Genomic DNA, 19088 nt, shown 5'->3' with positions numbered 1-19088 from the left:
GCGCTTTTTTTGCTGTAAGAGACACCATTATAGATCAAAGTTAAATGCTGAATGGGAGTAATCTTTGATGAATGTTTGATACCGGCCGCTGAAATCAAGCAGGTTGTATATGTTTGATTTTTCCGCAAACCGCTTCTGGTTGTCTTTGGCCGGATAATAAACGGACATGCCGCTTCCTCTCGGGTGCTCCGGAGACTTGATGTTCATGATGACAGCCTTCTTGACAGATTTTACGACCTCTTTTGCTTCTTTTTCGGCTCCGATCTGCTGACCGATCAAGCTTGACAGATCCGCCAAATCAACCATATCCGATTCATCTGCATAATCTTCGGCAGCGAGACGTGCGTAGTGGAGCAGGCGCTTTCCATCCGGCTCTTTCAATGCCCGGTTCATGCTTAAGCTCAATCTGTCGAGGGCATCGACAGCGTCTTTGACACGGTTCAATTGAATGAAAGACTGCTGCAGGTCTTCTGTTTCACCGTTTTCTTTTGACTGCTGTATGTAGCCTGCAGCGATTTCCCTGCCAAGCTCTTTCGGATCGATTGAAGGGTCGTCTTGTACAGACTGCAGCGCCCTTTTGTAATCCCAGCCGTTTTGATTCGTATAGTCGACTGAAGCCAGCATGTACTTTCCATAACCCCTCAAGGCATATGCCGTTTCAATTCCGGCCATTTTGCAGTTGTCAAAACCTATTAAATCAAACTTTTGCTTCGTGTGTTCATAGGCCTTTTTGATTCCCGACTGGAGCTCGCTTATTTTCATTTTTTTATTGCCGAAGTTTTCGTCTCCCCCGTAGCCGTCAACCGAACCAAGCCCATGCCCCCAGAAGATCAATACATATTTTTTAGCCGGGTATGTTTTGACTCCCCATGTGATAAAATCTGTGAGGGAGCCGGGACTGTCCATATTTGTCTTCCCGATATTTTCGAGGGGCGCCAGCTTCTGATGTTCGACTTTCCACCTCTGATTCACCTTGTGACTGATTGACGGGTTCGCCCATTTCTTAGCTCCCCCTGTCTGAAGAACGACATTGACGTTTGAAGATGAACCGGCATCCATCATTTCCTGAATATCATCGCTTGCCATATGAAAATCGCTTTCCATGTCAGATCCAATCATATATACAAGAATGGTATAGTCATCCTTTTCTTTTAATAGAGCAGCTGATGCCGGCTGAAAAAAGGCGACTGAAACAACGGAAAAAACAATCCATTTGATCAAGTTCATCTTCTTATGCTCCTTATTTAAGATTCCGGGAAATAAATAAGAGAGTAGTAGCCGTCCTCATCCGGCTGATCGTGTTCCAATGAATATCCGACGGATCGGAAGCACGCTAAGCAACTCTTGTTATCCTCTTCAATTCCGGCAAACCATTTGTTGATCCGGCTCATTTCCGGCAATGCCATCGTCCTTTTGATGAGCGCTTTTCCGTGTCCCCCTCCGCGCAACAACGGATCGACTAAAAGGGCAATGTTCCCGGTCGAATCTTCCTCAACCTCAACCATGACAGCACCGACGGGCTTGCCTTCCTTTAAAGCCGCCCATACCTGGTAGTTTTCATTCCCGTCTGTAAAATTGAACCACTCGTCAAGTGGCATCATCCCTTCCAGCCGCCTTTTCACCTCTGCATCCTCAAACCAGGTCTGCAGCCATTCAATATCTTCTTTTCGAAACAGACGAAGTTCTTCTATATTGCTCATTGTTTTCTCCTTTACTGCGCGTATTTTTCAGCCTGCAGGCGATACAGCTCTGCATACTGGGCCTGATTTTTCATCAATTCTTGATGGGTGCCGGCCTCCGCTACCCTTCCTTTTTCTAAAAATACGATGTGATCGGCAAAACGGGCCGTGCTTAACCGGTGGGAGACGATAATGACTGTTTTGCCTTGCGTCAGCTTTTGCAGCTTATCAAATATCTCTTCCTCAATAAATACATCCAGCGCAGAAGAAGGTTCATCAAATATCAAAATGTCGGCAGACTCATCACGCATAAACGCGCGGGATATGGCGACTCGCTGCCATTCTCCCCCCGACAAATTCCTGCCGCCGAACAATCTGCCAAGCTCTGTTTCATAACCGTCTTCAAGCTTATGCAAAAACTGATCCACTCCGCCGAAGGCCGAAGCGCTTTTTATTTTGGCCAAGTCGGTGCATGAAGAAATGTCGCCGAGACCGATATTGTATTTCAATGTCATTTCGTACCGCAAAAAATCTTGAAACACAGCCGCGGCATTTAACCGGTAATGTTCAATATCATACTTATGAAGCGGTAAACCATTATACGAGATCGCGCCTTGATTGGGATCAAAATAACGCAGGAGCAATTTAACGAGTGTGCTTTTGCCTGATCCGTTTTCTCCTACGAGAACGGTCGTCTTATTCAATGGAATATCGAGCTTATGAATATCAAGAACCGTTTTGGTTCCATCATAAGAAAATTCCACTCGATCACATGTAAATCCTTTTTCCTTTTGAGCAGCTGGAGCGGTATCTCCATTTTCCATGGCATTTTTGCTGTTTAAAAAAGAATGAACATTTCCGAGGTGCCTCGTTTCTCTTGCACCGATCGCAAACGCAGCGAACATTTCATTGATTCCTTCGTTGAACTGAACCGCGGCTCCGATAAACAGCATCACATCCCCGATGGACAACCGACCATAAAAAGCCTGGTGCACGATGTAAATCAGGACGGCACCTGCGGCCAAAGATTGTAATACCGACCAGAACAGCTGATACAGCGCCAGTTTTTTTTGATCGTTGGACAGCGTATGGAGGAGCTCCATCGAGGTGTTTTTATAAAAAGATTTAAAAAAAGGAACAAGATTGTATATCTTAACCTCTCCGGCTGTTTCAGACATGAGAGGGACACCTGCATAATATTCCGCGCGCCGCCTCAGCTCCTGAACCTCTTTTCGTCCTTCAAAGGTCGCGTTGTTTAATTTCGCCTCCCAGTACAGCTTTGGAACGGCCAATATGAGAAACAGCAGCGGCACCCAAGGTGCAGACATGCCAATCAACAAACTGCTGGCTGCAATCATCACCATTCCGCCAAAGGTTTGAGACACGATGGATACCCACATCGTGACAAAATATTCATTATAGCGGATGATTTGTGTATTGGTATGAAAAGATGCGTCTTCAAAAGCCGCGATATCAGGAATGGAAATTGCCTTTTTCATGAGCATTTCATCAAGATAAGCTTCGAGCTTGGCGGTAAGGAGCCTTTTCTGCATTTCGGCCACAGGCTGAAGGGCATCTACGATCAGTGTAAAAGCAATGTATGCAAAGGCCGCCCAGACCAGTGTATTCCAAGAAGACAGCTCAAACGGCGCCCGTGCAATCTCATCGATCACCTCTGCGCTCAGCCAGACGAGGAGCGGCCCGAGCATAGCACCCAGCAAAGTGATCATAAACAGAACCGCCGACTTAAAAGGGTCGCAGCGCCAAAACAACATTAATCCGTAAAATATGATGGAAGCGGTTTGAGGCAGCTTTTTGAAAAAAGAATAAAACTTCAGCAATATACCTCGTCCCTCCCTTGAAACGATTTGGCCTGCATGCGGAACATTCTGCTGTATTCCCCGTTCTTGTCCATAAGTTCCTGATGGCTTCCCTCTTCCGCGATTCTTCCGTTTTTCAAAACCAGTATGCGGTCAGCCATTTTTACCGTACTGAACCGGTGGGAAATCATGATCACCGTTTTCCCCTCTGTGAAGCTGTGAAACTGCCGGAAAATATCATACTCAGCCCGAATATCCAAGGCTGCGGCAGGCTCGTCCAATATGACAAGTCCGGCATCTTTCATAAACGATCTGGCTAAAGCAATCCGCTGCCATTGGCCTCCAGAAAAATCGGTACCGCCCCATTCAGGGCCGATCATCGTTTCCAGCCCTTCAGGCAAATCCTCGATCATCGGTTCCAGCTTGGCAGCCCGGGCTGAGGCGCGAATTTTTTCCTCATCACCTAAAGCTTCCGTGCGGCCTATCGCGATATTGTGCCGGAATGACAATTCGTACTTGCCAAACTCCTGAAACACGACCGCCATCCTGTTTCTCAGCTCTTGAAGATCGACCTGGCGGATGTCTTTGCCGTTCACTTTAATCTCACCCTCATCATATTCATAAAAACGGCAGAGCAGTTTGATGAGCGTTGTTTTCCCCGATCCATTCGCCCCTACAATGGCAATTCTTTCGCCCGGTGATACTGAAAAGCTGATTCGATTCAGAACATCGCCTGTACGCATGTCATCTGATTCAGGCTGCTCGTCGTGTTCCCCCAGCTCTTCATCCCCAAGCTCATCGAACATATCCAAATCTTCCTCATCTGCATCCGCATCAGCTTCATTTACCTGGGTGCACGCAGCCGCTTCTCTGAAAGGATAGCGGAAGGTTACATTTTTGAATTCGACTGCCAGCGGTCCTTCTTCTTCGAGAGATTCGCCATTGGAAGGAAGCCTGATATCCTTTTCAGCGTTCATAAAAAGAAAAAAGTCTCTTCCCATTCTCCATATATCCAACGTGTCTGCACCTTCCTTGGCGATATCCCGGAGAGCCGTTGATAATTGAAACACAGCTCCCAAGTACAGCGATATATCCCCCACAGAAAAACTGCTTGAATGGGATTGGGACAGAATCCAAAAGTACCCCAAACCCGTTCCCGCCCCAGATAAGAAACCCGTTAAAACCGACCAGCGCGAGCTTCTGACTTGAATATTCCGCAGCACAGAATATAAGCCTTTAAAAGCAGATTGATATAAATTAAGAAAGAAAGACCCCAGGCCAAACAGGCGTACTTCTTTAGCGGATCGTCTTCCGAGCAGAATGTGGCGCGCATATGCGGCTCTCCTTCTGACAGGGGCGTAATCCTTGTGATATTCCCACTCCAATTCATTATAATGATTATGGACAAAAGCGAATGGAGCGGTAGACAAAATAAGGATGAGAGCAAGGACGGGCGACAGATAGGCGATGATCAAAACGACGCCCGCCAAAGACATAATGGCAGTCACCAAGTTGGAACTGATATTAATGAATTGGGAAGGAAGCCATGTCGAACGATCCCGCAGCGTTTCCAGCCGGTCCCTGTACTTTGGATCCTCAAAAAAACGCATCCCCGGAATGCGGTCAAAAGCGTCGATTAACAAACTGTTGACTGTGATCATCGATTTCTCAGAAAGCATGGCCTTTACCCATTTTTCCAATGATTTAACGACACTGATCATGACTAAGCTTCCCGCATAAATGACAGCCCATATTTCAGCATGGATGACGGCTTCCTGCTCGACAATGCCGTCGATCATTTGCTTTGAAGCGTACAATTGGATTAAAGGGGCTCCGGCTTCGATCAGCATGAAGGAAACCATGCAAATCATCAGCCACGGGCCGGATTTCCAGACCATTTTTCCAAGCAGGCCCGCCGTTTCCAGCGGCTCTTGGATATGCTTCATCTTCCACACATGCTTCACCTTCATTTTCTTTACCTATTGTGGTCATTGATACGAGTATATTTTGGCTTTCTCCGGCGTATTGACGGTTTCGATATCAGCCATGACCCTTGGTTTTCCCGGACGGCTCCGATCGAGAAGGTGCTCCTTTCCCTTGGATGCTTCCCTGAGCCATATTTCCAAGTCAATGACAGATCTCATGTACTGATAGCCCATGCCCAGATCATTATTTGGATCTTCAGAGCGGATAGCCATAGCCAGCAAGTGTTTCCACCATATATCGCGCTTAATGATACCGAGTTCTTCAACGAAGACGCGCTCCCCCGGTTCAAAAAGCTGAAGGACGTGTCTGCGGTCATTCATAAAGCTTTTCCTTGCCATATGGGCATATGTTGTTTTCGTTGATCTGTTATATACATAGGACGGCAGGATATCGGTGAAAGATTTGCGAAGAAGCATTTTAGAGCCAGCATAATGTTCTTCAAGCCCTTTTAAAACATCAAAATGCTGTTCAGGCGGTACGGAAAATGAAAATTCGATCAGCCGCCGATCCAAAAACGGATGGTACGTAGGCAATGTCACACCCACAGCATCCATGTACCTCGCTCTCGGCCACAAAAAGTCATAATGAAACCTCTTGCCCCACACTGAGAGCTCCCGGCTTTTTCGATAGCGAAGATGATCTTCCTTATTGATCTCCCGTTCTCTCTTTCGGTGTTCTTCAGTAAAATATTCAGGCAGCTCATATTCCGTATCTGACCATAGGAGGTCGTAATAGAGCTTTTCGCCAATATAAGGCATGAAAGGGGCGGTTCCGTATTGAAATCCGAGTTTCAGCATCTCTTTCACGCTGCCGCCTGACCATTCGCGAAGCAATTTGTAGATTTCAGAAAACCGTCTCTGCCGAAGCAAGGAATCGATCACTGACACTTCTCCGCTAAAAATGAAATCCCCGCCCTCACCTGTAAGAACAGACGAAGCACCATACTCCTCAGCGATCACTGTAAAAGTCTCATTAACCAGTGAATTGGCTCTCGGATCAGGACCGTCTACAAACCAAAGCGGATCACGCCCGATTTCCGCGTTAGGAATTTTGGCTGTAGCGTCTCCAAGAATGATCAGGCCGGGGATGTCCATATCTCGCATCATATTTTTCACAAGGTCCCTGTCATGGCTTAAAATCATGTCGGGATCGGCGAATGATATGTTGACGGCCAGCAGCTGTTCCTTGCATCCGCCTGCGATTGCGGCGGCGGTTACGGCAGCTGAATCCAGTCCGCCGCTTAATTCGACAATATGCTTTTGATCTTTTAAACGATCTGCTGTCACTTCCTGAAGAAGCTCCCGGAACCGCGGAACAGCATCTCCTGCAAGATCTTTTTCGTTTAACAGCTGCGGAAGTCCCCAATAGCTATGCACGTGAACCGCATGATCCCTGCCGAGAAAAGCGTAGGAGGCCGCAGGCACTTTGCGTATTCCTTTGAAAAACGTCCGATCTTCAAAGCCGTTTTCTCCCACAGCGAAGCCTGAAGTGGGAAACATTCTGCACACATCTTGATCGATGATAAAAGGAATATCATGAACAAGCAAAAGGATGCGCATGTCATTCGCTGCAAACCATTCTCCTTTCGGACTGACCCAGTAGTAAACTGGACGGGTTGCGTATGTATCTGTCGCTAAAACAAGGCTATGCAGACTGTCATCCCACCACATCATTGTAAACTCGCCATGCGAGTGAGACAGCATGGCTGCTTTGTCCTGCTTCAATGATGCGTACAGCTTGTCATATTGCTCAATCTTTCGGGTGCCATCCGATTTTGCGTTAAGACCGCCGCTGATCCAGCCGTCTAAGATCACGGGGTGCAAAAGATTTATTTGAGTAGAAGGTCTAAAAGCTTCATCGTATCGGATATGCGCTTCAGCCATGTTTGCGATCCCGCAGCTGTAGCTGTGAATCCGTTCCGCCCATCCCCATTTCTTGACGGCGGAAACCCACTCTTGCCATAAAGCGGTGTTGTCTCCCTGCATTCCAAACCATATTTTCATACTAGAGATAACACCCACCTTTCAGCATAAGCGCTCATCTTATACGTCTGTAAAACTTTTAAATTCTTATTTTTATGATTCGGGTCAATTGAATTGCCGTTTTCCATTTGAACCCAAGCATGAGAAAACAGCTTGTCATCGATTTTCTTGACACCGATCACGAGATCGGCATCAGACCCATTGCTGAATAAAATAGATTGAATTGTCAATGCGATAGAAACGCATGAAGTAACTAAATGGTCGTCTTCATCAAGCGAATACAAATATTCGCCGTGGCGGTGCAGTTCGTCTGTATCAAGCAGCCCTGCACCTCTTTGCTGCGCGCTCGCATACAGCGGAAACAGATGGATCGCAATTTTTTCATAGGCTTCTTCAAAGTCATGATTTAACAGCATCATACGTACAAAAGCATGAACGGTTGTAAAATACTCATGATTTTTGACAGGCGCTCTCTTTTTCATCAGCTTTTATCCTCTATTTTAATCAGCTTATGATGTGTCAGTTCCTGTATCGCCTCATTTAAAATCGCTGACAATTCTTCCTCCGTCTGATCGAACGCCGATTGCCACTTGATCAGAATATCCTTTTTATCCTTTCGTTCATTTTCAATTTCGATCCACAGCTCTTTTAAAGCCCCTTCCAATCCGAAATACTGTCCGTTGTCCAGGTTTAGGACGATGCATTCATTCTCCAATACGGTTGTCGCCGTCTCTTGATTTCGAATAATTTTCAAAGGTTAGACCTCCCCGGTATGCATGATTTCAGAAAAATAAAGGAGAAGAGAGCCGGTAAGCTCTCTTTTAGCACTTTATGCATGATGTTCTTTTCACTCCCAGGTAAATGCCGTTATTTCTCGGCGCTGGAGCGTTTTATAAAGAGCCTGCAACGCGATGATACCCCTGAATTTACCAACTGATCACATGAATCAGATTATCACAGGACAATATCAAAAAAACCGCAAAAAACTACCGAAAACCGACATGATTAGGCAACTGTATCAATGGGCCATTATTACGGGATTTATTCGGAGGAAAAAAGAAAAAGAGAGCCTATCGACTCTCTTTTGCAGGGAAAAACGAATATATACCTTGTTTAAGCTTTCTGCTTGATCAAATTAAGCATCGTTCCTTTTTTTACTGCACAGTACCGCGACGTTACTTTTAGCTTTTTATAGATTTTGCTTAAGTGATACTCTACGTTGCGCGTCGACATTTGTAAGTCCGCGGCGATCTCTTTATTTGTTTTACCGCTGGCCACCTTCTGCAAAATATCCAGTTCTGTGTCTGTTAAATGCTCGTCCACCGCAAGATCGGAGTCGAGCCTCAGTTTTTGCAGCAAGCCGTCGGGAAATAACACAGCCCCTTTTAAACACAATAAAATACTCGAAGCAATCATACTGTCTGTATACGATTTATCGATAAACCCTTTGACGCCGGCTTCGATCAGCTTATTAAAATATGAGTGGATTTCATCTCCCGAAAACATAATGATAATTTTGGATTGAGGTGCGATTTCAAGCGTTTTAAGAGACAATTCCAACCCGTTCATCCCCGGCATTTTTAAATCATAAAGAAAAACGTCTATATGTACCTCTTGATTTTTTAAGAGGTCGAGAGCTTCATTTCCTTCGTGGCAAACGATGACATCCATATTATATTTTTTTAATATTTCCTTCATTCCGGATGTCAAAACTCTGTAGTCGTCTACTAACAACACGCGAATCATCAGTAACACTCTCCTTAAGTCAGTTTCCTCCGAACAAATACCGCAATAAAAACCTCATGAATAGAATTGAAGGATGATGTCGGGTTTTCGTGCCTTTTTGTGGTTTTTACCACTTTATTCTATGATAGCATGAATATGTAATCAACTGGAAGTAATAAGGAGGTGACACAGATGCGCAAATTGGAAACTGCCCAAGTTAAAAACTATGGTACATTCCTGACTGTTACTCTTTCTAAAAAGAGCAAGCCGGGCGACGGCAAATTCGGCCGCGGCGTAAAACGCGGTTAAGAGTGTATGAGAAAGAGAGAGCCTCGGGCTCTCTCTTTTTCCGTTCAGCAATCAAAAAAGAGTGCGGATCGTTGAAATCCGCACCCTTTTGCCAATCAATTAATGTCCGCTGTGCTCAGAATGTTTTGCACCTGGAGAACCGCCCTCAGGGTTGTCTCCGTGATAGTTGTGAGCAGCGAAGATCCAGACGGAACCGGCAATAATCGCAACCGCAATAAATGCGGCAAACAACGTATTCCCGACTTGGATTTTGCCGCTGTCACTTTCAGTCATATGCATAAACATTAAGAGCTGAAGTCCAGCTTGGATGATCGCAAAACCGAAAATAATCCACAGCTTTGCAGCCATGCTTAAATCCGTATAAATCACCCACAAGGCCAATAAGGTCAGCACAATGGACAACACGAACCCGACAATATGCTTCCAAGGAAAGTGGCTGTGTTCAGCCGATTGTTTTGCTGCCATTATACATTCACCAACCCTATCAAATAGACGCCGGTAAAGATGAAAATCCATACCACGTCTAAGAAGTGCCAATACAAACTTGAGATAAACAGCTTAGCAGACGTTTGCGGGGTTAGGCCGCGCTTTTTCGTCTGAAGCAAAATGCCGATAATCCAGAAGATACCGATCGATACGTGCAGTCCGTGCGTTCCCAATAGAACAAAGAAAGATGACCAGTAAGCACTTGTCGATAAAGTGGCACCTTCATGTACATAATGATTGAACTCATAAAGCTCATAGCCGACAAACCCAGCACCGAGCAACAGGGTAATGATCATCCAGATCATCACGCCTTTCAAACTGCCGCGGCGCATCTCATGCACTGCGATGCCGCATGTGAAACTGCTCGTTAACAGCAGGAACGTCATGATTAAAACGAGCTTTGCGTCGAACAGTTCTGCCGGCAGTACGCCCCCCGCTGTTCTGTTATGAAGAACAGCATAGGTCGCAAATAACGTAGAGAATAAAGCAATCTCCGCTCCAAGAAAAATCCAAAAGCCAAGGATATTCAACCTTCCGATTTCAGAACGGTATTCCATAGGAGCGTTAGAATTGCTGTGTTCTGCATGTTCCATCAATCCCGCCTCCTTTACTTGGCATTCTTTCGTTCAGTCTCTTTTATTTCCTCAACACTTACATAGTAGCCGTCGTCATATTCAAATGAACGAAGAATCATACAGAGGAATACACCGATCAGACCGACGATTCCCATCCAGAACCATTCAAAGACAAGCCCGAATCCAGCAAATCCGAAGCATAATGACATGAGAAACGGACGGCCTGAATTGCTCGGCATATGAATCTTTTTAAACTTGCTTTCAGGATGAATCTCGACATTGTCTTCCTTCATTTGCGCAAATGCGTCAGGTGATGTGACCTCAGGCAGAACCGCAAAGTTATAGTGCGGCGGGATCGCAGAAGATGTAGCCCATTCAAGCGTACGACCCATTCCCCAAGCATCTCCTGATTCTTCGCGTTTTGAATGACGGAAGCTGTAGAAAATGTTGTAGCAGAGAACGATGAATCCCGCGGCCATCAGCAATGCGCCGAATGTCGCAATCATGTTCAATGCAGTCCAGCCGTCTTCTGCTCCGTATGTGTAAATACGGCGAGGCATTCCTTGCAATCCAAGGAAATACATCGGGAAGAAACAGATGTTAAAGCCCGTCATGAACAGCCAGAAGAACCATTTTCCGATGCGTTCGTTCAGTTTGTGACCGAACATTTTCGGATACCAGAAGATCAATCCGGCGAAACATGCAAACACAGTACCCGCGATCAGCACATAGTGGAAGTGCGATACGAGGAAGTATGTGTTGTGATATTGATAATCCGCAGCTGCCATCGCAAGCATAACGCCCGTAACACCGCCGATGACGAAGTTCGGAATAAATGCAAGCGACCACAGCATCGGCGTTGTGATTTTGATTCTGCCTCGATGCAGCGTCAACAGCCAGTTAAAGATTTTAACCCCGGTCGGCACCGATATCGCCATCGTCGTAATCGAGAAGAACGAGTTGACCGCCGCGCTGTTGCCCATTGTGAAAAAGTGGTGCAGCCAAACGACGAAGCTGAGAACCGAAATGGCAACAATTGAATAAACCATTGCTTTGTAGCCGAACAGCTGCTTTCTTGCGAATGTCGCAATGATTTCTGAAAAAATACCGAAAGCAGGCAAAATAACGATGTAAACCTCAGGATGTCCCCAAATCCAGAACAGGTTCGCCCACAGCATCGGCATACCGCCGTTCGCCAAGGTGAAAAAGGCTGTTCCGAACAAGCGGTCAAATGTCATCAGCGCCAAAGCCACTGTCAAGACAGGGAAGGCGAAAATGATAATCACACAAGTGATCAGCGTTGTCCAAGTGAACATCGGCATCCGCCATAGGGTCATGCCTTTTGTACGCATTTTCAGGATGGTAACCATAAAGTTAATCCCGGTAAGAAGCGTACCGATACCCGCGATCTGAAGTCCGAGCAAGTAATAGTTCTGCCCAGGCCCAGGACTCAGCTCATTGCCTGCAAGCGGCATGTAAGCCGTCCATCCTGCACTCGGCGATCCGCCGATGACGAATGAAATATTAAACAGCATCGCTCCGACCATGAAGGTCCAGAAGCTCAAGTTGTTCAAATACGGGAATGCGACATCGCGCGCACCGATTTGGAGCGGTACGACGACGTTCATTAATCCAATAAGAAACGGCATCGCCATGAAAATGATCATGATCGTACCGTGTGTCGTAAACACTTCATTATAGTGGTTGGAATCTAAAAAGCTGTTATTAGGAAGCGTGAGCTGGGCACGCATCATTAACCCGTCGACACCGCCGCGGAAAAACATAATGACTGCGGCAATGAGGTACATGATTCCTAAACGTTTATGATCGACGGTGGTAATCCATTCTCTCCAAAGCCATTTCCATTTTTTGAAGTATGTCAGCACAAATACGATTGCAATGGATGTAAGCAAAATGGAAATCTGTGCTCCAAGAATTAATGGGTCACCTGTAATTATGAATTCGTCCCATTTCAAATTCATGCAAGCTTCCTCCTTTCCTAGTGAGAATCTTGGTCTTCAGATTGTTTTTGATCTTTGTTTGTCTTCACGTTTTCAAACGGATCTGATTTTGAGTGCGGAGACAATGGTTTATAGCCCAATCTTTCGCGCGCTTTAATGGCGTATTCCGCATCATTTCCGTGGTTAACGTACTTCAGGTGTGTCGATGAGAACGTCATTTCGTCCGCATGCTGAGGAAGCATCAGTTCATCGTACTGGCTTTTCGTCAGCTTAGGAGCTTCTTTCTGCGTTTTCTTCACCCAGTCGTTAAACTTGCTTTCAGATACCGCTTTGACATCAAACTGTTGTTCTGCAAAACCTTCACCTGTGAAGTTTGCATTTCGGCCTTTATAAGTACCCTCATGGTCTGCCTGCAAATATTGCTCCATTTCCATTCCGGACATGGCATATTTTTGCCCGCCAAGCTGCGGAATCCACAGTGATGCCATAGAATCGGCAGATGAGATTTTAAACAATATCGGTCTGTCTGTCGGGATATTCAAATAGTTGACCGTTTCGATATCCTGTTCCGGGTAGCTGAATACCCATTTCCAATCGACAGATGTCGCATATACGACCAAAGGTTCCTTGTCCTTTGATGCTTTTGGAGCCTCTTCTAGAGAATAAATTGTTTGAACTGTCGGCACTGACAGCGCAATAACAATTAAAATCGGTACCACTGTCCAGACGATTTCTAAAAATGTATTGCCTTCTACTTCCGGGCTGTAAGGAGACTTTCTGTCTTTACGCTCACGGTATTTCACAATCATCACAGTAAAAAGGACAAATACGACCGCTACGATAAACAGCATAAATCCAATCGATAATAGAATAAGATCTCTTTGCTGCGAAGCAACCGGTCCTTTAGGATCCAATACCGCGATTTGACTGCAGCCGCCCAATAAAAAAACGGAGGAAAGCAGAGTCAGCATAATCAGTGGTTTAAATGCTCTGAACAAGAGGATCACCATCCTTCCTTAAATGATGTCTAAAATTTGGTCAGAATATCTAAGATAAAAGGATTCTGAAAAACTTTTTTCTTCTACCTTGCTATGCTATCAAAATCTTCACCAATTAGCCTTATTTTTTTCGATTGTTCACCTTTTTTTCACCCGAATGTCACAAAATCGTCAAAATTTGTTCATGATATTATGAATAACGAAGGAAATAGACTGGTAATTTTTTAGTTCTTTTTACACACATAGCAAGAGCTGACAAATCCCTCCGGAACAAAAAATCTGTCAAATTTAGGTTTACCACAATAAAAAACTTTGGTCAATCATTAATTTAACATTGTTAAATTTTTTCATAGTGAATCATTATCTTCCCCCATTCCTTTTCCCTGTTGACAACCAGCTTTAAACTTCAAAACATCAAAAAAGAGCTTCCTTCTGTAACTGAAAGCTCTTTTTCATCCTATTTAATAAGCGTCATCGCATTCTAGCTTTGATAGCCGTTCGGATGTGCTTTAAACCACTTCCACGCGCTGTCAATGATCGTTTCCAGCTCGGCGTATTTCGGCTGCCATCCCAGTTCTTTCACTGCTTTTTCCGAAGAGGCGATCAGCTGTGCCGGGTCTCCTGCACGCCGCTCTGCAACCTCCGCCGGTATCGGGCAGCCTGTCACTTTCCGGGCTGTTTCAACGACTTCTTTGACCGAGAAGCCCGTGCCGTTTCCGAGATTGTATACGGTGCTTTCTCCGCCCTTTCGAAGCCTTTCGACAGCGAGGATATGCGCGTCGACCAGATCCATTACATGAATGTAGTCTCTGATGCACGTACCATCTGCAGTCGGATAGTCGTCGCCGAAAATCATAATCTTGTCGCGTTTGCCAAGCGCGACTTGAAGAATGATCGGGATCAGGTGCGTTTCAGGCTGGTGATCCTCGCCGACCAATCCGTCTACATGCGCCCCGGCAACATTAAAGTAGCGAAGGACGACATGACGGATTCCGTATGCTTTTTCAGACCACTTCAGCATTTTTTCAATGGCAAGCTTCGTTTCCCCGTAAGGGTTTGTCGGATCCGTCGGATCTGTTTCCATAATCGGCACACGATCCGGTTCTCCGTATGTTGCAGCCGTTGATGAGAAGACAATTTGCTTTACATCGAACTCTTTCATGACCTTTAACAGGCAAACGGCTCCGTATACATTGTTGTCATAATATTTGAGAGGATCTGTTACGCTTTCTCCAACTAAAGAATCGGCCGCGAAATGCATGACAGCCTCAATCTCGTTTTCCTGAAACACTTTTCTCAGGAATGCTTCATCGCGCAGATCTCCATTATAGAAAGAAGCTCCCTTTAAAGCCGCCTCTTCATGTCCAGTTTGCAGGTTATCAATAATCACGACTTCTTCATTGCGGCTTAACAGTTCCGCTACAGCATGGCTTCCAATATAGCCCGCCCCTCCGCATACTAATATTGCCAATTCATTTCTCTCCTTTCAGCGGCGTTATTCTTCTATTTTAAATCTATAAAACGCCTGTGAATCTCTTTTTCAATCCTAAGATGATATATTCGCTTTTTCATTTTACCACCTTCAGCATTTTCCGGCTCGTATTTTCATCATTTCTTCAAATAAAAACTAGGGGTAAAACAAATGGAAAGGTTTCTGTTCCATTAAATGCCTTACAAGGAATAGTTCGGGTTTTTATCCATATCAATGGTATTATCCTGGTGAATTAAAGTGATTTTAAAGCAAAAACTATACTTTTTTCACTGCATTTGAAACCAATGTTCATTTTTCCCACTTAATACTGGTCGATAATAGTATTTTCGTATTACCCTTCTTTAACCCATACAGCAACTAAGCCGAAAGGACCCTCCCTACCCACCATGTCTTTATTCTAAATCATTCCTTGAAACCATTGTTTTTCCAATACTTTTGCGTAATAATCTGCCAAAAATCTCTTTCTTATTTTTAGAATATTCAAAGGATATTCGGCTGCAATTGAGAAATTTTTAATAGGGAAAAATGATCATTTTTATTTGAATACTATCCAGTCAGTAATTGATTGTTTATTATTATAAGTAAGAATCTAAGATTTTTTGGTTTTTTTAGTCAGTTATTTAGGGAATAGGTAGGTTTATCAAAGATGACTTTGTGAATTTTTTATGAAATTTGTCATTGTTTTCACATGGCTGTTGTTTTATAACTTTTATTGCATCTCAAGGAAAAACCGTTTTTTTCTTGAGGTGAACAACGTCTTATCATATTGGAGGAAGCTATGAATACTCAAACGAAACACAAGTTGGACAAAGATTGGGTGATTTTGATGAAGGAGGCGAAAAAACTTGGGCTGCAAATTGAAGATGTGAAAGAATTTCTTCACAGTCAGCCAATCCAAAGCGATGCTGAAAAACCGATAAAGCAATAAGCGTTTAGAAGCATCAGTTATCCAAAAAAACAGGCGGTTCTGTTGAATCTTGATCTATCAAGATGATCCAACCGGCTGTTTTAACGAGTGTTTTAATTGATAATGACGTATTTGAGCAGCAGGCCTGCTGCCTGTGTATAGATTCTGTCTGCTCCATAGAAACGCGCGTTTTAAGGAGCAGCCTTACCTTTGCCCTGTACATAGGTCGTTTCATTTTTCCAGCTTCACTCTCTTAAGGGGTACCAGACCGGATTGAATAAGGCGTTTTAGAGGCATGCTGACCAACGCTGACGCCAGCAGTCCCATACACTTTCTTCTGCATCGGTTTCGATTGCCTTTCTCCCAAAGGGGGGCGGAGCTTTTCGTCTTGATCCTTCTGATAATATCCTCAGGCTTCCTTTCCATCCTCTCTTTTCTGTTAAGTTCGCCTATATAATCGATTTTTCCGATGATAAATATCTAAAATATCAATTTTACTGATGATTGTTGTTATCTTAAACTGAATTCATGACCGATTCCAAAGGAGGATGAAGAATATGGGGATAGCAGCAATCTGCGGAAGCTCCCGCGAAAATGGAAATACGGAAGAACTGATGAATCGATTAGTAGACGGACTTGATGCCGATAAGATATTTCTGCGAAACTATCACATTCAGCCCGTATCGGACTACAGGCACAGCAATACAGCCCCTTTTTACCCTGATGATGACTACAGAGACCTGATCAGCCGGGTGCTGGAGAAGGATATCCTGGTTTTTGCCACTCCGATCTACTGGTACGGCATGTCGGGTCTGATGAAAAATTTTATTGACCGCTGGTCACAGACATTGATAGAGCACGGAAGATCTGCATTTAAACAGCAAATGGCGAAAAAAACGGTCTACGTCGCAGCTGTCGGAGACGACGATCCCCGCTTGAAAGGGCTGCCGCTCATCCAACAGTTTCACTACATATTTGATTTTATGAACATGACATTCGACGGCTATTTGCTCGGCAAAGGGAACAAGCCCGGCGGCGTGATGACAGACCGGGAAGCGATTGCGTCTGTAAATGAACTGAGAAGGAAGCTGACAGAGGCAGAAACGGGGCGGAAGGCATGACAAATGAGAAGGTGAACAAAAGGTTTCTTTTATGGAAAAAACATTTATTTGAGATGATCAGGTCTTTCATCTTATATAAATAAAACGCTGTGTGAAAATTGAAGAATAAATCCGGAGCTTGTTACATACCTTTGTTGTATCTTTTCAGACAAACACAGGGAGGGGCAAAGAACAAATGAGAGAAGGCAAAATAGATTACAGCAAAGCTGCGGCATCTCCGGAGTTCCAGCGGTTGTTATCACGGAAACGGGCTTTTATTGTACCGATGACGATTTTCTTTCTGCTCTTTTATTTCCTGCTGCCGGTTATGACATCATACTTCACATTTTTGAATCAGCCGGCAGTCGGAGCCATCACATGGGCATGGGTTTTTGCCATAGCTCAGTTTGTTATGACATGGACGCTGTGCATTGTGTATACAAAAAAAGCCGGTCAATTCGATCAAATTGCAAACGATTTCAAAAAGAAGATTGGAGGCGTTGATTCATGAGTGCCACAGCCTTTATTCTGTTTCTTGCCATTGTTGCTCTCACGCTTGTCATTACGTATTTCGCGGCCAAACAGACAAAAACGGCCAATGAGTTTTACACGGCGGGAGGAGGGCTTACCGGCATTCAAAACGGACTGGCTATCGCGGGAGATTACATGTCAGCGGCTTCTTTCCTCGGCATTGCCGGGATGATCGCTTTGAACGGGTTTGACGGCTTTTTCTACAGCATCGGCTTCCTCGTCGCTTATTTAGTCGTGCTTTACATTGTGGCAGAGCCGCTCCGAAACCTCGGCAAATTTACAATGGCGGACATGATTGCCTCCCGTTTTAAACAAAAGAAAATTCGCGGTGTCGCCGCATTAAACACGATCACGATCTCCACCTTTTATATGATTGCACAGTTAGTCGGCGCCGGTGCGCTGATCAAGCTTCTGCTCGGCATCGATTATACGCTGGCAGTGTGCATTGTCGGGGTTTTGATGACCATCTACGTCGTATTCGGTGGAATGATCGCAACCAGCTGGGTCCAGATCATCAAGGCCGTTCTCTTGATGGCGGGGACGCTCATTATTTCAATCATCGTTTTTTCAAAATTCGGCTTCAGCCTGACGAACATGTTTGAACAAATGAAAACAGCTACTCCGCTTGGAGCGGATTTTTTGAACCCCGGCAATAAGTATAAAATTCCTCTTGAAACACTTTCACTCAATTTGGCACTCGTCCTCGGAACAGCCGGCCTGCCTCACATTCTCATCCGGTTTTATACAGTAAAAGATGCCAAAACGGCAAGGAAATCGGTAATCTCGGCTACATGGATTATCGGTATATTTTATATTATGACGGTCTTTCTCGGTTTTGGTGCTGCCGCGTTTGTCGGTTTTGAAAACATTTTAGCTGCCGATAAAGCGGGGAACATGGCTGCACCGCTGCTTGCTCAGGCGCTCGGCGGAGATTTTCTGTTCGCCTTCGTCTCAGCCATCGCGTTCGCAACGATTTTGGCGGTGGTCACAGGACTTGTTCTGTCGGCGGCATCCGCCTTTGCACATGATATATACAGCCAGATTATCAGGAAAGGCGCGGCTACAGAAAAAGAGCAAATGATAGCTGCAAGGTGGGCTTCCATCGGCGTATCCGTCCTTTCGATTCTGCTTGCTGTCTTCGCCCAATCCCTGAATGTCGCGTTTCTTGTCTCGCTTGCATTTGCCGTGGCGGCAAGCGCTAATTTGCCGCTCATTATCTTCACCGTCTTCTGGAAGAGATTCAATGCGGCCGGCGCTTTGGCCGGCAGTCTGACCGGTCTTTTAAGCGCGCTGATTCTCGTCTCCATCAGCCCGAGCGTCTGGGACCCGGCCGGAAACGCCATCTTTGTCGGAGAACCGCTGATCCCGCTTTCCAACCCGGGAATCATCTCCATTCCGCTCGGCTTTTTAGGCGCTTATCTCGGGACGATTCTGTCTTCAAAAACCCCTGATCAAGAAGCATTTGCAGAAATTCAGGTCAAAGCGCATACAGGCATTCACATGGATCAATCTTAAACCGTGTGCAGCCGAAAAAAAC

The 19088-nt window shown here is 45.1% G+C and carries 18 protein-coding genes; 5 read left to right on the top strand and 13 right to left on the bottom strand.

What is annotated here, in order from left to right:
- Nucleotides 1–27: 27 nt before the first annotated feature.
- The 8 genes from M1E06_RS01595 to M1E06_RS01560 form a co-directional block, all read right to left on the bottom strand.
- Nucleotides 28–1227: a clostripain-related cysteine peptidase gene (locus M1E06_RS01595; RefSeq protein WP_020453354.1), complete on the bottom strand. Its 1200-nt coding sequence runs from the start codon at nucleotides 1225–1227 to the stop codon at nucleotides 28–30.
- Between the two features lie 17 nt (nucleotides 1228–1244).
- Nucleotides 1245–1700: a GNAT family N-acetyltransferase gene (locus M1E06_RS01590; RefSeq protein ID WP_020453355.1), complete on the bottom strand. Its 456-nt coding sequence runs from the start codon at nucleotides 1698–1700 to the stop codon at nucleotides 1245–1247.
- 11 nt (nucleotides 1701–1711) lie between these two features.
- On the bottom strand, nucleotides 1712–3520 hold the full coding sequence (locus M1E06_RS01585; protein ID WP_020453356.1) for an ABC transporter ATP-binding protein: 1809 nt from the start codon (nucleotides 3518–3520) through the stop codon (nucleotides 1712–1714).
- Entirely contained in the window at nucleotides 3514–5445 is a 1932-nt protein-coding gene (locus tag M1E06_RS01580; protein WP_020453357.1) for an ABC transporter ATP-binding protein, read from the bottom strand. The genes M1E06_RS01585 and M1E06_RS01580 overlap by 7 nt, the downstream gene beginning before the upstream one ends.
- A 42-nt stretch (nucleotides 5446–5487) precedes the next feature.
- On the bottom strand, nucleotides 5488–7488 hold the full coding sequence (locus M1E06_RS01575; RefSeq protein ID WP_020453358.1) for an asparagine synthase-related protein: 2001 nt from the start codon (nucleotides 7486–7488) through the stop codon (nucleotides 5488–5490).
- Nucleotides 7485–7949: a lasso peptide biosynthesis B2 protein gene (locus M1E06_RS01570; protein ID WP_020453359.1), complete on the bottom strand. Its 465-nt coding sequence runs from the start codon at nucleotides 7947–7949 to the stop codon at nucleotides 7485–7487. Before M1E06_RS01570 ends, M1E06_RS01575 begins: the two co-directional genes overlap by 4 nt.
- Entirely contained in the window at nucleotides 7949–8221 is a 273-nt protein-coding gene (locus M1E06_RS01565; protein ID WP_003186189.1) for a hypothetical protein, read from the bottom strand. Before M1E06_RS01565 ends, M1E06_RS01570 begins: the two co-directional genes overlap by 1 nt.
- Nucleotides 8222–8580: 359 nt before the next feature.
- Nucleotides 8581–9213, bottom strand: coding sequence for a response regulator transcription factor (locus M1E06_RS01560; RefSeq protein ID WP_020453360.1), 633 nt, complete (start codon nucleotides 9211–9213; stop codon nucleotides 8581–8583).
- Nucleotides 9214–9384: 171 nt separating this feature from the next.
- Here M1E06_RS01560 and M1E06_RS01555 point away from each other — a divergent pair, with 171 nt between their 5' ends.
- Nucleotides 9385–9501 (top strand): lariocidin family lasso peptide, encoded by a 117-nt coding sequence (locus tag M1E06_RS01555; RefSeq protein ID WP_423734433.1) that lies wholly within the window; start codon nucleotides 9385–9387, stop codon nucleotides 9499–9501.
- Nucleotides 9502–9600: 99 nt separating this feature from the next.
- On the opposite strand, the gene qoxD is transcribed toward M1E06_RS01555, so the two are convergent.
- The 5 genes from qoxD to galE all read right to left on the bottom strand — a co-directional run bounded on the left by qoxD (nucleotide 9601) and on the right by galE (nucleotide 14992).
- Complete coding sequence (gene qoxD / locus M1E06_RS01550; RefSeq protein ID WP_003186195.1) at nucleotides 9601–9966, bottom strand: cytochrome aa3 quinol oxidase subunit IV; 366 nt, start codon at nucleotides 9964–9966, stop codon at nucleotides 9601–9603.
- Entirely contained in the window at nucleotides 9966–10580 is a 615-nt protein-coding gene (qoxC, locus tag M1E06_RS01545; protein ID WP_020453361.1) for a cytochrome aa3 quinol oxidase subunit III, read from the bottom strand. Before qoxC ends, qoxD begins: the two co-directional genes overlap by 1 nt.
- Nucleotides 10581–10594: 14 nt before the next feature.
- Nucleotides 10595–12544 (bottom strand): cytochrome aa3 quinol oxidase subunit I, encoded by a 1950-nt coding sequence (gene qoxB / locus M1E06_RS01540; RefSeq protein ID WP_020453362.1) that lies wholly within the window; start codon nucleotides 12542–12544, stop codon nucleotides 10595–10597.
- Nucleotides 12545–12561: 17 nt separating this feature from the next.
- Nucleotides 12562–13530, bottom strand: a complete 969-nt coding sequence (gene qoxA, locus M1E06_RS01535; RefSeq protein WP_020453363.1) for a cytochrome aa3 quinol oxidase subunit II — start codon at nucleotides 13528–13530, stop codon at nucleotides 12562–12564.
- Nucleotides 13531–14002: 472 nt separating this feature from the next.
- Nucleotides 14003–14992 (bottom strand): UDP-glucose 4-epimerase GalE, encoded by a 990-nt coding sequence (gene galE, locus M1E06_RS01530; RefSeq protein ID WP_020453364.1) that lies wholly within the window; start codon nucleotides 14990–14992, stop codon nucleotides 14003–14005.
- Between the two features lie 799 nt (nucleotides 14993–15791).
- On the opposite strand from galE, the gene M1E06_RS01525 reads away from it, so the two are divergent.
- From M1E06_RS01525 to M1E06_RS01510, 4 genes are all read left to right on the top strand, one after another.
- A complete protein-coding gene (locus tag M1E06_RS01525) occupies nucleotides 15792–15941 on the top strand; it encodes an anti-repressor SinI family protein (protein WP_041817368.1) in 150 nt (49 codons plus the stop codon).
- Nucleotides 15942–16477: 536 nt separating this feature from the next.
- A complete protein-coding gene (locus tag M1E06_RS01520; RefSeq protein ID WP_020453365.1) occupies nucleotides 16478–17041 on the top strand; it encodes a flavodoxin family protein in 564 nt (187 codons plus the stop codon).
- A 175-nt stretch (nucleotides 17042–17216) separates the two neighbouring features.
- Nucleotides 17217–17531, top strand: a complete 315-nt coding sequence (locus tag M1E06_RS01515; RefSeq protein ID WP_020453366.1) for a DUF485 domain-containing protein — start codon at nucleotides 17217–17219, stop codon at nucleotides 17529–17531.
- Entirely contained in the window at nucleotides 17528–19066 is a 1539-nt protein-coding gene (locus tag M1E06_RS01510; RefSeq protein WP_020453367.1) for a solute symporter family protein, read from the top strand. The genes M1E06_RS01515 and M1E06_RS01510 overlap by 4 nt, the downstream gene beginning before the upstream one ends.
- Nucleotides 19067–19088 lie beyond the last annotated feature (22 nt).

The organism is Bacillus sp. AK124 (assembly GCF_053903085.1).
Note: the sequence above shows the minus strand (reverse complement) of the source record. Positions and strands in the feature narration are given on the sequence as shown.

What these genes read in the sequence shown, in the direction of transcription:
- M1E06_RS01595 (WP_020453354.1), bottom strand. Translation starts at nt 1,227, where the DNA reads ATGAACTTGATCAAATGGATTGTTTTTTCCGTTGTTTCAGTCGCCTTT.
- M1E06_RS01590 (WP_020453355.1), bottom strand. Translation starts at nt 1,700, where the DNA reads ATGAGCAATATAGAAGAACTTCGTCTGTTTCGAAAAGAAGATATTGAA.
- M1E06_RS01580 (WP_020453357.1), bottom strand. Translation starts at nt 5,445, where the DNA reads ATGAAGCATATCCAAGAGCCGCTGGAAACGGCGGGCCTGCTTGGAAAA.
- M1E06_RS01575 (WP_020453358.1), bottom strand. Translation starts at nt 7,488, where the DNA reads ATGAAAATATGGTTTGGAATGCAGGGAGACAACACCGCTTTATGGCAA.
- M1E06_RS01570 (WP_020453359.1), bottom strand. Translation starts at nt 7,949, where the DNA reads ATGAAAAAGAGAGCGCCTGTCAAAAATCATGAGTATTTTACAACCGTT.
- M1E06_RS01560 (WP_020453360.1), bottom strand. Translation starts at nt 9,213, where the DNA reads ATGATTCGCGTGTTGTTAGTAGACGACTACAGAGTTTTGACATCCGGA.
- M1E06_RS01555 (WP_423734433.1), top strand. Translation starts at nt 9,385, where the DNA reads ATGCGCAAATTGGAAACTGCCCAAGTTAAAAACTATGGTACATTCCTG.
- qoxD (WP_003186195.1), bottom strand. Translation starts at nt 9,966, where the DNA reads ATGGCAGCAAAACAATCGGCTGAACACAGCCACTTTCCTTGGAAGCAT.
- qoxC (WP_020453361.1), bottom strand. Translation starts at nt 10,580, where the DNA reads ATGGAACATGCAGAACACAGCAATTCTAACGCTCCTATGGAATACCGT.
- qoxB (WP_020453362.1), bottom strand. Translation starts at nt 12,544, where the DNA reads ATGAATTTGAAATGGGACGAATTCATAATTACAGGTGACCCATTAATT.
- M1E06_RS01525 (WP_041817368.1), top strand. Translation starts at nt 15,792, where the DNA reads ATGAATACTCAAACGAAACACAAGTTGGACAAAGATTGGGTGATTTTG.
- M1E06_RS01520 (WP_020453365.1), top strand. Translation starts at nt 16,478, where the DNA reads ATGGGGATAGCAGCAATCTGCGGAAGCTCCCGCGAAAATGGAAATACG.
- M1E06_RS01515 (WP_020453366.1), top strand. Translation starts at nt 17,217, where the DNA reads ATGAGAGAAGGCAAAATAGATTACAGCAAAGCTGCGGCATCTCCGGAG.
- M1E06_RS01510 (WP_020453367.1), top strand. Translation starts at nt 17,528, where the DNA reads ATGAGTGCCACAGCCTTTATTCTGTTTCTTGCCATTGTTGCTCTCACG.